The organism is Vibrio sp. La 4.2.2 (assembly GCF_027586995.1).
GTDB classification, from domain to species: Bacteria; Pseudomonadota; Gammaproteobacteria; order Enterobacterales; family Vibrionaceae; genus Vibrio; species Vibrio mediterranei.
The window spans coordinates 241372-256015 of the sequence record NZ_JAPPTJ010000005.1 but is presented as its reverse complement, the minus strand read 5'-3'; the positions used below and the strand labels follow the sequence as shown (position 1 = coordinate 256015).

The window sequence follows — 14644 nt, the reverse complement described above, 5'->3', positions numbered from 1 at the left end:
TTTCATTTCTTCTTCCGTTCCAAGGCATTATGAATACGCATTACACCATCTACACAAAAAGATTATGCCTTCGATTAATGGATCTTAACGATGCCGAGCAACTGGCAATTGCAATCCAAGAATCTCCTTCGTTGCATCAATGGATAGATTGGTGTCATAAAGACTTTACTCAACATGAAGCGATGGAATTCATTGGAGCGACTCGAGTTAACTGGGTGAAAGCCGTAGCATTTGGCTTTGCATTGTTTGACCGAAAAACCGAACAGTTTCTGGGTATGGTGGCGCTCAATGAGTTTTATCATACCTTCAATATGGGAAGTCTTGGCTATTGGCTAAGAGATGATGCTCAAAAGCAGGGCTATGCCTTGGAAGCGCTCGATGCGTTGGTAGAATTCAGTTTTGCTAATTTATTACTCTCTCGACTAGAAATTGTTTGCGACCCAGACAACTCCGCTAGCCATAGGCTTGCTGAACGTATCGGAGCAACCTACGAATGCTTAGCGCAGAATCGCTTTGTTTTTGATGGTAAACCAAAAGCAGGACTAGTCTATTCCCTCATTCCTCCCACCCGCTGAACCAGTGAATGAGATGAAAAAAAGAGGCGCTTTTCAGCGCCTCTCTGTTGTTACTAGGTATTAGTGCAATTTCAAGTTTGGTCTCAATACACGGTTAATGCGACCAACCAACATCATTAATCCGGTCTTTAATACACCATGCAACGCCACCTGGTGCATACGATAAAGCGAAATGTAAACCACACGAGCGATTCGGCCTTCCACCATCATAGAGCCCTTGGTTAAGTTACCCATTAAACTGCCTACCGTTGAGAATCGGCTCAATGATACTAATGAGCCGTGATCATTGTATACGTAAGGCTTTAATTCTCTGTCTGTCAGTTTAGCAACGATGTTACTAAACGCTCGGCTCGCCATTTGGTGTGCTGCTTGAGCACGTGGTGGTACGAATTTACCATCAGCTTGGGTACACTGAGCCAAGTCACCGATAACGAAAATATCGTCATCACGCGTGGTTTGCAGTGTGTCTTTTACTACTAACTGGTTGATACGGTTAGTTTCCAAACCGGCAATGTCTTTCATAAAGTCTGGCGCTTTGATTCCTGCCGCCCAAACCATTATTTGTGCTGGGATTTTTTCACCATCTTTCGTAGTTAAGCCATCTTTGTCCGCTTGAGTCACCATAGTGGCAGTGCGAACGGTTACACCCAGTTTTGTCAGTTCAGAATGCGCTGCGCTTGAAATACGTGGAGGAAGCGCTGGAAGAATACGCTCACCCGCTTCAATCAAGTTTACGTTCAGCTTACTCGAATCCAGATCACCGAAACCATAAGTACGAAGCTCTTTGACTGCGTTGTGCAGTTCGGCAGACAGCTCTACCCCTGTTGCACCAGCACCAACGATCGCAATATCGACAGTGCCGTGACCATTTTTCGCATGCAGTTTTAGGAACTCATTGTTCATTTCTGTACGGAAACGGTGTGCTTGTTCTGGGCTATCTAAGAAGATGCAGTTATCGCGAACACCAGGAGTATTGAAGTCGTTTGATGTTGAGCCAATCGCAAGCACTAAGATGTCATAAGCGATCTCGCGGCTTGGCATCAATAGCTCATCGTGCTCATCTCTCAATTCACTTAACGTAATGCTTTTGCGCTCACGATCAATCTCATTCAGGCTGCCCATTTGAAAGTCAAAATGGTGGTTTTTCGCGTGGGCACGATAGCTTAGCGCATCAACCCCTTCGTCCAATGAGCCGGTCGCTACTTCGTGCAGAAGTGGCTTCCATAAATGGCTTGCTTTACGATCAACAAGCGTAATATTGGCGCGCCCTTTACGTCCAAGTGTTCGGCCTAATTTGGTCGCAAGCTCAAGTCCGCCTGCGCCACCACCAACAACGACAATATTAGTCACAATGGCTCTCCTAAAAAGTGAAATTTGAAAGTTAGAAAATGGTCTTACATCCCGCCCAAGGCGAAATGCTTAAAATTTGGTCATTATGCGCAAATATAGACTCCAAGTGGCAGCCCCTAGCGCGGTACAATCATGGTTTCACTTCACAAATTTGTTCAAAATCGTCTTTGTTTGAACATCTTAGGGCAAGTTCTCTTCTTGCTCTCAACTTTTTTTGATATTTATCAAATAATGTAGAATGGTTTTATTATATAGGGCAAATCAATGTCCGCAACTATTCAATGGAATTATTTTTGTTAAGTGAATTAAATGGCCATTTGTTAATCGATAGTTCCATCACTAAAAACGGCTCCTCAAAGGAGCCGTTTTTAACTTCATAATTCAAGGTCAATACCTAGGGCGTTACCGTAACTAATGCATCACCCGTGACATTTTCAAATGATGCAGTGATGGTAGCAGTACCCGCCGAAATGCCACTGACATATTGCTTGGATGGGTATGCAACATCCATGTCTGAACTGCTCCAAGAGACATATTTGGCGTAGTTCTCAACACGACCATCAGAGAAAGTGACATTAACAGTTACCTCAACAGTATCACCGGTAGCAACCGTGATATTTTGTGGCACAATTTCTACCTTTGTCGTTGTGGCAGGATAGGTTTGCGTTTCAACAAAATCTGTCATGCCTTGGTATGACATCGTAATCGTCGCGCGCCCTCCTTCATAAACACCTTGCGCTAAACCCGCCTTGGCATTTCCGGATTCAATCGTCGCGGCAGTGGTATCGCTGCTCGACCACTCAGCATCTAAGGTAACATCTTTGCTCGACCCACCTCGATAGTATGCAATAGCATGGTATTGGAATGGTGTTCCCGAATAGAGGATGTCCTGTCTTGGTTCTATTGCGACTTGTGCTAGAACTAGAGGAGCAACCGTGGTAGTTACCTCATCCTCAACCCCATCAAACTCAGCTTTGATCTGCGTGCTGCCTGCGGATAACGCTTCACCACTACCTCCTAACTCCCCTGTGGTGACCACTTGAATCACAGTAGGGTCACTAGAAGACCACGTCGCTTTTGAAGTTACATCTTCATCAGGCAAGCCTTGATGATATTTAGCAATCGCCTTATATCGTCCTACAGTTCCTTCTGGAACTGTCTCATTGTCTGGCGTAACGACTAGCTGTCTGATATATGTGTCAACAACACTAACCTGACCTGCTCCTTCGATGTTTTGATAGATCGCATACACTTCACTGTTACCCGCAGATTTTCCTTCTATCAACCCCGTCGTATTCACGGCAAGTTTATCTCTCTGTTGCACCCGCCAATCACTTAACGTTGTTACATCTTTAAATGAAACCTTATTAGTATTAACGTCTTTGTATATTGCATAAGCATTAAGTTGCTTTGTATCCCCTACTTTGACCATGGAATCGGCAGGCTCAACGTTCACGCCTAAGTAGGTCAGGCTACCAACCACTACTTCCGCGTTTGCCGTTTTACCATAATAGGTCGCGATGATTGACGTTTGTCCAGAGTTTAAACCTGTGACTAATCCTTCTCTAAAGCGCGCGTTATCTACATGGGCAACCACATCATCAGCAATCGTCCAAGTCACACCAGTCGTCACATCCGTCACGGTTTTGTCTGAAAATACCGCTGTTGCTTTATATTGCTGTAGATCTTGAATGTTAATGGTAGCTGTAGCTGGCGTAACCTGTAACTCCATCAAAATTGGCTCGGTAACTATCAACGATGTCGACACGGTAATTGACTCAAAAGTCGCGCTGATTTGGGTTTCCCCTGTAAAAACGGTTGAAGCCATCCCATCAGTACTAATTGTCGCTACCGTCGTCATACTGCTTTGCCAACTGGATTCTAAAGTTACAGTCTTACTAGTACCATCTGAATAGCGAGCATGAGCCTCATATTGTACTTCTAAACCCAGTGGTACGGTCTCATTTTGAGGACTAATAGTAAGTTCAACCAAGCTTGGGGCAACGACGGTGACGCTCGAAGTATCACTCATGCCAGAGTAGGTAGCAGTGACGACTGCATTACCAATGTTCAAGGCACTACCTATCCCCGCGTTAGCGGAGCTGTTATCAACATTGACCACTCTTGAATCCGAGCTGCTCCAATTAGCGCTAGATGTCACATCAATACTGCTTCCATCACTATAGATGGCCGTTGCCTCGAACTGCCCATTTGTGCCTTTTGGTACTGTAACGGCATTTGGCGTCACTTCTAGGTGATCAACTACCGCCGCGGTAACCGTTAAACTTGCTTCACCATTAAGACCCAAGTACTGCGCGCTGATTGTCGTTTGACCAGCAATAAACGTCACCGCATTCGCAGAAGCATCTATAGAAGCAACATCGTTATCCGAGCTTTGCCAAACAGACAGCAAGGTGACATCTTGCAAGGTTCCATCTGTGTAGAGCGCATCCGCATGATACGGTAAGCTCAATCCCGCAGGAACCTTAGTAATGGCCGGAGACACAATTAACTTAACTGCCGTTGCAGCTGTTACAGTCAACGTTGCCTGACTCAGTTGCCCCCCGTAACGAGCTGAAATAACGACATTTCCCTGTTCAACAGCCGTCGCTTTTCCCCCTGTTATTCCTGTAGAAGAAATAGTAGCAATATTGATATCCGAAGAAGTCCAGGTTGCTATCTGAGTCACTACTTTACTTGTCCCATCAGAGTAAAATGCAGTCGCTTGATAGTACTGACTCTGACCATCTGCAATAATGGCGCTAGCAGGCGTCACTTGCAGCCCTGTTACTACCGCTCGAGTGACAGAAAGGTTCGCGGTAGCGCACTGTCCTAAATAACATCCGCTGATCTGGCTAGTTCCTTGCTCCTCTCCTTGTGCCACGCCAAAGGCGTTAATGGTAGCGATATCAGTATTGTTCGATTGCCAGCTACTCAAAGTGCTGACATCTCGTTTGCTTCCATCTGAATACTGAGCAGTAAGCACATAACTTTGTGTCGTTCCTTTTGGAATCGTCGCATTAGCAGGTGATATGGATACCGAAGTTAGCGTTGCACTACTTACCGTGATCATGCTGCTCTGCTCCATACCGCCAAATTTCGCCGTGACACCCGCTTGGCCTAAAACTAAACCATGTACCGTTCCGGCGCTTATATTACCGGTTTCAACGTTTACTAAACTCTGGTCCATAGATGCCCAAACCGATTGCAGAGTTACATCATTCGATGACCCATCACTATACACGGCAAAAGCTTGTAGCCTAGTTTGATGCCCTGCAGGTATAGTCACCTTGTTTGGAGCTACCACCAGCTCTGTTAGTTGAGCTTGAGTCACATTCAATAAAGCATCCGCCTGTTGGCTGGCATAAGTAGCCGTCACAACAACATCACCACTCTGATAACTATCTGCCAGTCCTTTTTGATTAATAGATGCCACACTGTTGTTGGAAGATTGCCAACTTGCCAGCTCAGTTACCTCTCGACTTGTCCCATCACTAAATAAAGCGAACGCCTGATACTGCTGAATATTACCCGCCGCTACGCTGGCTTTTGCTGGTGTCACCACCAAATCGGTAACGGAAACCTGAGTCACGGTCGCAGCTGTACTATCGGAAATGGTATTACTCGTTTTCGAGAATGATGCGATGCCTTGATAGCTTGCGGTTATTTGGGTTGTGCCGATCTCGTTCGCCGTCGCCAAGCCGCCATCTGTGCCATCTACTACAATTGAAACTGCTCTACCATTTGACGAATTCCATGTGGCTAATTGCGTTACGTCTTCACTATGCCCATCTGAATAATACGCGGTCGCAGTGTATTTACCTGTGGTACCCACAGGCTTCGCCAGATTTTTCGGGGTGACCTGTAAACTCGATACAACCGCATTGGTAACGTTCAAATCCGTTTGTACCGACTTACCTTGATAGCTAAAACTGATCTGAGTTGTACCTTGAGATAACGTGGCCGCATTACCGCTTTGTGAACCTATCGTTGCAACATTAGCAGTGCCACTTTGCCAGTTACCGAATTTAGTCACATCTTGTTGGCTTGCATCAGAGAAGAGCGCCATCGCTTGGTACTGAACCGCGATACCTGCTGGAACCGTCTTGTTTACAGGAGAGATAGACAACGAATCCAAAACCGCAGAGGTAACCGTTAGTTCCGATGAAGCTTGGTAGGTTTGATACTGAGCGTTGACCGTCGTAATTCCGACTTGCTTTCCGCCAACAAGTCCACCTTGTGTGCCATCAGCGACAATCGTCGCAATAGAGGAATCGATAATACTCCACTGTGACAACGCTGAAATATCTTGAACGCTGCCGTCAGAATAATTCGCTATTGCTTGAAACTGATACTGTGTCCCTTTCGCTATCGCCTTGACCGGTGGCACAACAGCGATACTGGTAATATAAGGTGCACACGGATTATCTGGCCCACCGCACTCACTGGTTGGAAAGCCACTATTATCTCCATTACATGCCGCCAAAAAGAATGTCATCCATAACACACATAAGCGATAAAGTGTTTTTGTCATCTGCATGAGTCACTCTTTAGTTTTGATTAGTACTAGACGGGGTAGTCATTTCTTCGATATGAACGGTCACTCTTCGGTTCATATGACGATGTTCCGTTGTGTCATTAGGAACAACAGGAGAGTCTTCTCCATAACCAGCAACCCTTAGTTGCTCAGTACTTACGCCCGCATGTTTTAGGTACTCATAAACCGCATTTGCTCGACGCTCGGACAAGCTTTGGTTGTACTCATTCGGTCCAGTAGAATCGGTGTAACCATATACGGTTGCACGAGTTTCAGGATAGCGAGTTAATCGATAGACAATAGGGTTAAGCGCCTCAACATTCTCGATTTTTTCGGAGTCAAATGCGAAGAGAACCGAAGAATGCAGCTCTGGCAAGCGCGTTGTTATTATTGGAGTAACTGGTTTGGGCTCGGTTTGAGTCTCTGGCTTGGAACCTTCTGCCGAGCTAAATCGATACACAATACCCAAAGTAGCTAGATGCCCGTTACTTCCACCAAGTTTGTCGCTGCCAAGCGCATTGACATATTGGTACTCTACTCTGCCCGCCCAATGATTTGAGAAGTGGTATTCCAAGCCGACACCAGCTGTTGGAGCCCAACCGTCATCTGTTAGAGTTCTGGTTGGTCCGCTATTCTTACCTTGCCAGTAGAGTGTGCCCGCTTTTGCAAACGCGTCCAAATTGTCGGTCACAGGAATACGACCTACAACTGACATTTCTATGCCTGACATAGAACCCGCATATTGGTTGACTTTACCACCTTCTGGATACAAAGCTTTCGCTTCACCAAAATCGAGGTAGCCTAACTCTAGTCCCCAGTGCTGCCAAACCTGATAGCCAATAAAGCCCCCTAACGCAACATCAGTTCCATCACAATCTACCGCCCATTCTTCACAGGCATTTTGGTATTTCATTACACCTAGTTTTCCTCCTAGGTACCAATGCGATGAAAAAGCGTCACTGTCAGCCGACGTTTCATCGGCGAGGACGTTAAAGCTGAGCGATACAACTATCGCTAAACTGAGTACTTTATGAGTAGAAACCACTGCTTCCTCCGTTTTCGTCTAATACGAGCGTGAGGCAGGCTACTGAAGAGTGTGAGAATGACCTTGTAAGAGTAACCAACCTAAACTAACTGGGCGTACCATAATAAAATCTTAATGTTGTGTGAAAGTTGTTACCGTATTGAACAAAAAAAAGCAGCGAAATCCGCTGCTTTTGTAAAAAGTAGTACACGCCACTCGGACGTTTCTTACATTACGATTCTTTAAACGCCTTCATTGTTTGAAGGTGCTGAGAGATCTTTTTGAATTTATGTGTTTGAGTTTCATCCCACACTACATCGTAATAATCTTTAAGGGCATCCGCCGTTTTTTGGTTATCGTGAATTTCGTCTTCTTTGGACAAAATGACCATACAACGACCCGCATTTTTACTGCGGAACTTTTCAACACACTTAGTGGCAATGTCTTCATATTCTTCTGGCCGATCAATACGACCTTGCATATTTACTTCAGGGTGCAAATTGGGGTTGAAGATAACTTGTTTAATGCCACATAAGAAGCCTATGCGCTCTGACCAGTAGCCTCCCAGACCTACACCGCAAATAATCGGCGCTTCATCTTTTGACTCTTGAACCAGCTTGTTCACTTCTTTAAGAAGGTGCTGCATATCATGCTTGGGGTGAAGTGTGCTGTAGTTGACGAAACGAACGTCTTCGTCAATGAATTGCAACTGGAGCACTTTTTCATGGTTGCCTGGGCTTGTTGAATCGAAGCCGTGAAGATAAATAATCATAGTACCTCTCAATCCGTCCTTATTGGTACGCTTTCGTTAAATCTACCACGAAAGCCCTAGTTTCATAGGGGGTAAGATGATTTTTCAGAAAAGATAACGTTAAACAGTGATCCCCTCAACATAATCGTAGATAAATAGCCTCAGCTTCGACTAAAAAACCATCATCTTGCCACACCTGCGCTGCAAGTAGATACCAGAGCATAGCCATCATCTGCGAGTGTCTTTGCCAAATCTCCACATCCTTTTGCCAAGATCTACTATCTATCGTGGGCTGGTGCTGTTTGTAGAGTTCAATTCCTGTAACGACATCCATTTGAAGCATATCCAAGGTCATTGTTAGGTCCAGAACGGGACTGGCAATTGCAGCATATTCCCAGTCAATTACCGCAAGGCCCGTTTCAATCTGCACTAAGTTATGAATGCCAAAATCAAAATGACAAAGCGCTTGTTGCGCACAGCTTAATTTTGGTAGCGTTCGAAGGCTTTCGTAGATCGGACGAAAGCGCCGCTTTAGAACAGAATCGTCAAGCTGAGACCAGTAATGACCCACTTTTTTTTGGTAATCAAAACGTCGCACCTGACTGATAGGTTGAATGGTATGGATATTCGCAAGAAGCGCGATAACCTTTGAATGATCGTCTAACTGACTAACAGGAATGCCATTACACCAACTGAGCGCGATACCCTGTGGGCCGCGAGCGATGACTTTGTTAGTAGGGAGGTGTCCGGCAACCGAGTTCAAAACCTCAGCTTCATTGTCGCGACTGATATCAAATGACTGACATAGCGATGAGTTGGCACGCCAAATCACCCAACCATGAGATGGAGTCAATACACGCCACGCCCGATTTGTCAGGCCGCCAGATAACGGAAGTGCCCCTAAGGGCACTTCGTTTAACAAGGAAGATAATCCAGCCAAATCTGGTGATTGCTGGACCGCATCAATCCAATTAAGCATTGAGCGCTTGTTATAGACCTAGTACTGAACGAGACTCTTGCTTACGAATTTCAGTTTCGTCAGCCCACTCAATCAGACCCGTTTCTAGATCCATAAGACGCATTGTCATTTTGTAGTATACGTCTTTATCGCTGCCCGCTTCTTTAACGATACTACTTAGGTTACCGTAAAGCATATATTGCGCACCAACCATTTTACCGAATTGGATAGCTGTGCTTTGGTTCACTAGCTCATCATTGTTTTGGAAGTTAAGCTGTTCACGTACAGACTCAACACGATCCATATCTACGAAACGGAACTTACCAGAGTTCAGCATTTTGGTGCTGATGCTGTCAGTGATAGACTCGGTATCAATGTGCTCCGTTGTTTTGTTCTTGATACGTTCAACAAATACAATTGGGCGACTGTCGCGCGTGATTGCCGCAACTGAACCAGACATCAGCATGCTATCAACCATATCACCAGCGATCTTCTGTAGGTCAGTTGAACCGAAATCGATTGTTGTCGTTTCAGTAGCTTGCGCGTCGCCGTAACTTACTTTATTTGAACAGCCACCGAGAATGACAGCCAAACCCAACAAAGCAATAATACTTTTTTTCATTTTGTTTCCTTAGTCTTACTTACTTTCCAACGGGTGGAAATTACTCATCCGCTCCGCGCAATTGCACACGGAATTCTTTACCATTAGGATTTACAGACACCTCAGATAGGGTAATAGTTTCATCACCGCGTAAGATGGCTCTTTTCCAAGGGGCTTGTTTAGTATTTACTTCGAGTCCTTGCGCATCATACCAATAGAATCGATATTGGATGATTTGGTCCGTAGATGTCGTATTAGACAATCGCACCACGCCTCTCGCATGACCATTGGTATCAATGGTCGAAATATCATCAATAGAGAATTTTTTACCCATTTGTGCGTCACCATAAAGCACAGCCTGAGTTTGGCCTTCGATTTTGATCCCTGAGGTTTTACTTGAAGCACAGCCAAACAGCGTCAACAGCACACCAATACTCACTAACCATTTTTTCATTACATTCTTCCTAATTGTTTATGCCAAATGGTGGCATTGCCGCCCTGGCGCGACACCCAAACCAAAGTGGTTTGTCTGTCTCTCACATCAAAAGTATAGTCTTGACCATCTAACGTCATTTTGTGGCTGCCCGCTTTAACGATTTGACTTGCACCGTTCACGACACCCGGTAATGTTTGCCAACTCCTAGTATCAGGCTGTTCCGTCAAGGTGTTCCACACGTTGAAGATAAGGTTACCGACATCATCGTCTTTCGCCGTACTCTTACGAACTTGGTCTTTGGCATACACGCGCAGTGCTTGTCGCAACAAGATGGTCGGCATATTCTCGGTAAGCTGCTGCTGCGCCATTAAATTAGTATCCACTAATTCATCCGACTTCAGGGGCTTACCATCCAACATAATATTCGAAAATTTAGGCGTCACTGCTGGAACATAATACGGCAGTGCCACAGTATACAACGCAGTATTACCTTGGCTGTCATAAACAGGCAAAGTCAGATTCCAAGATTGCATGGCGCTCACAACCCCCTGCTCTTCGAGCAGGATGACACGACCTTCACCAGCTTTAACACCTGGTCGATCACCATATTGCTTTTTAAGCTTCGCAAGATCTTGGTTACGACTTGAGCGTTTAGCCACACGAATTACCGCGTCGATAACGGCTTCGTTATCTGGTGCAACAGCAAGTGCGCGAGTATAGTCAATATAGGCCCCATTGAGGTCATTTGAAGCTTCGTACATCAAGCCTGACAAAAACAACAAATAGCCATTTTGAATCGCTTTCAGTTGATTTCCCGCATCAGGATAACGCGACAACACCGACCCTAGATTAGGTGATAACCCCTTTTGCTTCATTTCAGCTTCAGCAGAACGTAAGTCTTTCTCTCGCGCTTGGCGAGCACGCTGTTGAACTTGATTTGCTCGGCGCACCTCAACCAGAGCACCCTCTAGGTCGTTTTTTTGAATATAGTTGAGCCCTAGATATAGGTGTAAATAACCGAGCTCATAATCTGGCGGTACATACTCAGTTATATTGTCATTGACCGCTAAAGCGCCAACACTAGTCGCAGTATCAGTAATAGAAATAAGCGCCTTATCTTGCTGGACTCTAACGGCCTTATCACTGACTTCAAGCGCTGACTTACTTTGCGGATAGGATTGGTTTAAGAACTCGACCCTGCCGCGCTCAAAATTATCCAAGATATCACCCGCAACGACATCTTCAGCCTGAGGCAATGCAGCCTGCGCTTTTTCATATTGGCCAGTTTTCACCGCTTGATACACCACCGTATTCTGCTGGGTATAGTGGCTAAACAGATTACCTGCACTTAGTCCCGCACAAGCGGTAAGTGATGCAGCAAGTACGACGATGAGTGCGTGTTTAACGCTACGTATTAACATATGTTTTGAAGAGAATAGATACCTTTAGTGAGGCTTTGACAATTACGTTAGTACTAAGTTGCCAAAGCCTCTCGAAATTAGCTCATCAACAATGGGCCAAGTGGGCGACCACCAACGAGATGCATGTGAATATGGTACACCTCTTGACCGCCGTGAGAATTACAGTTGACGATCAAACGATAGCCATCTTCTGCAATACCTTCATCATGGGCGATCTTCCTTGCAACGGTGAACATACGTCCCATCATTGCTTCATCATCAGTTTCAACTTCATTAACAGTGGGAATCAGTTTGTTTGGAATGATCAACACGTGGCTTGGAGCACGCGGATTGATATCACGAAATGCGGTAACAAGATCGTCTTGATACAACACATCGGCAGGAATTTCTTTACGAATAATTTTGCTAAAAATGGTTTCTTCAGCCATGAAGTTCTCCAATTACCAAACCAATAATACTGACACAGGATCGCCAGCACATACTTACTTTAGAGTATGCACTAAGGTCTATAGAATCACAATTTAAAGCAAAGCCAACATAGCTTGTTGTTTTCACTATTATTCGATTCTCAACCTCTATCTCGCTAGAAGTACTTTTTTTGAGATAACACTTCACGACAAAACCTTGGCTTTTATTACATTTTTGACGAGTGCGTCATAAAACGTAGCACGACAAGTCATATATATTTCAGTTTTTGTTATTTGTAACGATAAAGAGACAAAAGCGCCAAACCTCAATTCCGACCTGATGTTACGAGTGGACGGATAGTGCAAGGTTTAGCGTAAAGCGTCCAGTTAAATTTTGTATGATTTTTGTATTGCTGCAACATCACTAGGGAGAGATATATGCAGGGTTCCGTTATACGGAGGATGTACGCCGGGTTCACGCTCATCGTCATTCTTTTTGTTATCACCATCATGATTATGCTCAGTGGCATGAACCAAATTCATCAGTATTTTGGTTCTGTTTCTAAGTCCTCTCTCCCGTTAGTTTCTCTTTCGAATCAAACCAGTGTGCAATTATTGTCTGCGGACAAATCCTTCAAAGATTTCCTCACAACGCAGAACGAAGAAAGAATGACTATCCGTCGCGAAGAGTTTTCCGCTTCAATGGAAGAGTTTGGTCGTGACTTAGAACAACTCGCTAGCGCGAGTGCTGGTTTCCCTGAGCTAGAAAACCGAATTGGAGAACTGCGAGAGGTTCAAGCTCGCTATAGCGAAGAAGCTCAAGAAGCAATGGATAACTACCAATCCATGTTCTCAGCTCAAGAACAGGTTCAACTATCCACACGACGATTCCAAAAACTCCACTCAGACCTTTCTGTTGGTATGAAAGAGTATGTAGATGACGCTTCGAGTATTTCTGTCAAAGTGATGGCAAAAAGTTACTTTATCAAACTAAAAGACGCCGAACTCATCACTTCAGATGCACTAGCCAGTAGCGACACCGTCTTCGTTCAAGAAGCCGTTAATAAAAACCGCAAAGCCGTCACTCACCTCAACTATGCTTACCGCGGCTTAGTTACACAAATGCCAGAGTTGAAGAAAGTGTTTGAGAGCTCTGTGGAACAATTTACCAAAGATGTCGGCCAGAAAGGTGGCGTGCTAGACCAACATAATAATTATTTGATCGCCAGAGCCGCTCTGTATCAAAACATCGAAAACCTAGCTCTGGAAGTAGACGGTGCGATGGCGACACTTAACGGCTTCACCGAAACTGCGACAGCCAATCTAAACCAATCCCTTGAACAAGCAGGCACTATCTATGACGAAGGCGTAATAAAAGCCATTGGTATAGGTGTGGTCGTTGTCTTAATTGCAGTCGGTATTGGTTACCACATTGCGCAAAGTGTGCGTCAACCACTGAACAGCACACTCAAAACACTAGAAAGCTTAACCGAAGGCGACATGACGCAGCGCATTGAAGTGAAATACAACAATGAGTTCCGCCGTCTAGGCAACCACATTAATACGCTTGCAGACAGCCTGCACAACGTGTTGGTCAAACTGAATGATGCATCGGACAACCTCACTGATACTGCAAGCAACAACCAAAGCACGTCTTTGAGTGCGCAAAGCCAACTTAGTGCGCAGCGTGAGCAAACCGCTAACGTCGCGACGGCAATGACCGAAATGTCTCATTCAGTACAGGAAGTGGCAAACAGTGCGCAAAACTCGTTAGAGAAGGTACATCAAGTCGAATCGGCCTCTGAATCTGGTCGTCAAATCATGAGTACCAATATCAGTACCATCAATCAGTTGGAGCTTCGTCTTAATGAATCGGTTGAAGCGGTTGGCGAACTTCAGAAGATGAGCAGCCAAATTGGCAGCATTTTAGATGTCATTCGCAACATCGCTGAGCAAACCAACCTACTCGCCCTCAATGCTGCTATTGAAGCAGCACGTGCAGGCGAGCAAGGACGTGGGTTTGCAGTGGTGGCAGACGAAGTTCGCGTACTAGCTCAGAAGACCACTGAATCTACCACTGAAATCGAAACTATGATCAGTAACTTACAAACCAGCTCTAAGAGTGCAGGACAAGTCATTGAAAGCTGTATGAAGGATATGGAACTATCGGTTGAGCAAGCCTCTACCGCTAATGGAGCCATGGAAGAGATACAAGCGTTGATCATCGAAATCAGCCAAATGAGTACGCATATTTCTCAAGCCGCAGGCGAGCAAAGTGAAACTACCGTAGATATCGCTAAAAACATCGAAGAAATCAATCATATCGCCGATGAAAGCTATCAAGCCATGTCGCAAATCGCGGCAACAAGTGAAAGCTTAACTAGCCTAGCCAATCAGCAAAGTGAACTAGTACACCGCTTCAAACTTTAGTTTTCGTGTAAGAAACGCGTAAATTCTCCCCTGAAGAGCAGGTTTCGTTGAGACCTGCTCTTGTTTTTTACAAGTAACGGCATTATATCTGAATTATGGCTTGCTTCACTTTTCCATGACCTTTGATTTTGAAAGCCCAAGTTTCGATATCAAT

The 14644-nt window shown here is 45.0% G+C and carries 11 protein-coding genes; 2 read left to right on the top strand and 9 right to left on the bottom strand.

Annotated features, from left to right (window positions below):
• The first annotated feature begins 29 nt into the window (after positions 1 to 29).
• Positions 30 to 575, top strand: a complete 546-nt coding sequence (locus tag OH456_RS13175; protein WP_031497042.1) for a GNAT family N-acetyltransferase — start codon at positions 30 to 32, stop codon at positions 573 to 575.
• Between the two features lie 60 nt (positions 576 to 635).
• Here the strand turns inward: OH456_RS13175 and OH456_RS13170 are convergent, their stop codons facing one another.
• The 9 genes from OH456_RS13170 to hinT all read right to left on the bottom strand — a co-directional run bounded on the left by OH456_RS13170 (position 636) and on the right by hinT (position 12081).
• On the bottom strand, positions 636 to 1925 hold the full coding sequence (locus OH456_RS13170) for an NAD(P)/FAD-dependent oxidoreductase (RefSeq protein ID WP_031497041.1): 1290 nt from the start codon (positions 1923 to 1925) through the stop codon (positions 636 to 638).
• A 394-nt stretch (positions 1926 to 2319) separates the two neighbouring features.
• Entirely contained in the window at positions 2320 to 6465 is a 4146-nt protein-coding gene (locus tag OH456_RS13165; protein ID WP_252038208.1) for an Ig-like domain-containing protein, read from the bottom strand.
• Positions 6466 to 6475: 10 nt separating this feature from the next.
• Positions 6476 to 7507, bottom strand: coding sequence for an outer membrane beta-barrel protein (locus OH456_RS13160; protein WP_252038209.1), 1032 nt, complete (start codon positions 7505 to 7507; stop codon positions 6476 to 6478).
• 211 nt (positions 7508 to 7718) lie between these two features.
• Positions 7719 to 8258 carry an alpha/beta hydrolase YcfP gene (ycfP, locus tag OH456_RS13155; RefSeq protein WP_006072986.1) on the bottom strand — a complete coding sequence of 180 codons (540 nt, stop codon included), beginning with the start codon at positions 8256 to 8258 and terminating at the stop codon, positions 7719 to 7721.
• A 115-nt stretch (positions 8259 to 8373) separates the two neighbouring features.
• A complete protein-coding gene (locus OH456_RS13150; protein ID WP_270033642.1) occupies positions 8374 to 9216 on the bottom strand; it encodes a phosphotransferase in 843 nt (280 codons plus the stop codon).
• A 10-nt stretch (positions 9217 to 9226) separates the two neighbouring features.
• Positions 9227 to 9817, bottom strand: coding sequence for a penicillin-binding protein activator LpoB (lpoB, locus tag OH456_RS13145; RefSeq protein WP_006072984.1), 591 nt, complete (start codon positions 9815 to 9817; stop codon positions 9227 to 9229).
• 40 nt (positions 9818 to 9857) lie between these two features.
• Positions 9858 to 10250, bottom strand: coding sequence for a YcfL family protein (locus tag OH456_RS13140; RefSeq protein WP_006072983.1), 393 nt, complete (start codon positions 10248 to 10250; stop codon positions 9858 to 9860).
• Positions 10250 to 11653: a COG3014 family protein gene (locus tag OH456_RS13135; RefSeq protein WP_270033641.1), complete on the bottom strand. Its 1404-nt coding sequence runs from the start codon at positions 11651 to 11653 to the stop codon at positions 10250 to 10252. The genes OH456_RS13140 and OH456_RS13135 overlap by 1 nt, the downstream gene beginning before the upstream one ends.
• A gap of 77 nt (positions 11654 to 11730) precedes the next feature.
• Positions 11731 to 12081 carry a purine nucleoside phosphoramidase gene (gene hinT, locus OH456_RS13130; RefSeq protein WP_006072981.1) on the bottom strand — a complete coding sequence of 117 codons (351 nt, stop codon included), beginning with the start codon at positions 12079 to 12081 and terminating at the stop codon, positions 11731 to 11733.
• Between the two features lie 417 nt (positions 12082 to 12498).
• On the opposite strand from hinT, the gene OH456_RS13125 reads away from it, so the two are divergent.
• Positions 12499 to 14490, top strand: a complete 1992-nt coding sequence (locus tag OH456_RS13125) for a methyl-accepting chemotaxis protein (RefSeq protein ID WP_038229553.1) — start codon at positions 12499 to 12501, stop codon at positions 14488 to 14490.
• The last annotated feature ends 154 nt before the right edge of the window (positions 14491 to 14644 follow it).

What these genes read in the sequence shown, in the direction of transcription:
- OH456_RS13125 (WP_038229553.1), top strand. Translation starts at nt 12,499, where the DNA reads ATGCAGGGTTCCGTTATACGGAGGATGTACGCCGGGTTCACGCTCATC.
- OH456_RS13135 (WP_270033641.1), bottom strand. Translation starts at nt 11,653, where the DNA reads ATGTTAATACGTAGCGTTAAACACGCACTCATCGTCGTACTTGCTGCA.
- OH456_RS13140 (WP_006072983.1), bottom strand. Translation starts at nt 10,250, where the DNA reads ATGAAAAAATGGTTAGTGAGTATTGGTGTGCTGTTGACGCTGTTTGGC.
- OH456_RS13175 (WP_031497042.1), top strand. Translation starts at nt 30, where the DNA reads ATGAATACGCATTACACCATCTACACAAAAAGATTATGCCTTCGATTA.
- OH456_RS13165 (WP_252038208.1), bottom strand. Translation starts at nt 6,465, where the DNA reads ATGCAGATGACAAAAACACTTTATCGCTTATGTGTGTTATGGATGACA.
- ycfP (WP_006072986.1), bottom strand. Translation starts at nt 8,258, where the DNA reads ATGATTATTTATCTTCACGGCTTCGATTCAACAAGCCCAGGCAACCAT.
- lpoB (WP_006072984.1), bottom strand. Translation starts at nt 9,817, where the DNA reads ATGAAAAAAAGTATTATTGCTTTGTTGGGTTTGGCTGTCATTCTCGGT.
- hinT (WP_006072981.1), bottom strand. Translation starts at nt 12,081, where the DNA reads ATGGCTGAAGAAACCATTTTTAGCAAAATTATTCGTAAAGAAATTCCT.
- OH456_RS13150 (WP_270033642.1), bottom strand. Translation starts at nt 9,216, where the DNA reads ATGCTTAATTGGATTGATGCGGTCCAGCAATCACCAGATTTGGCTGGA.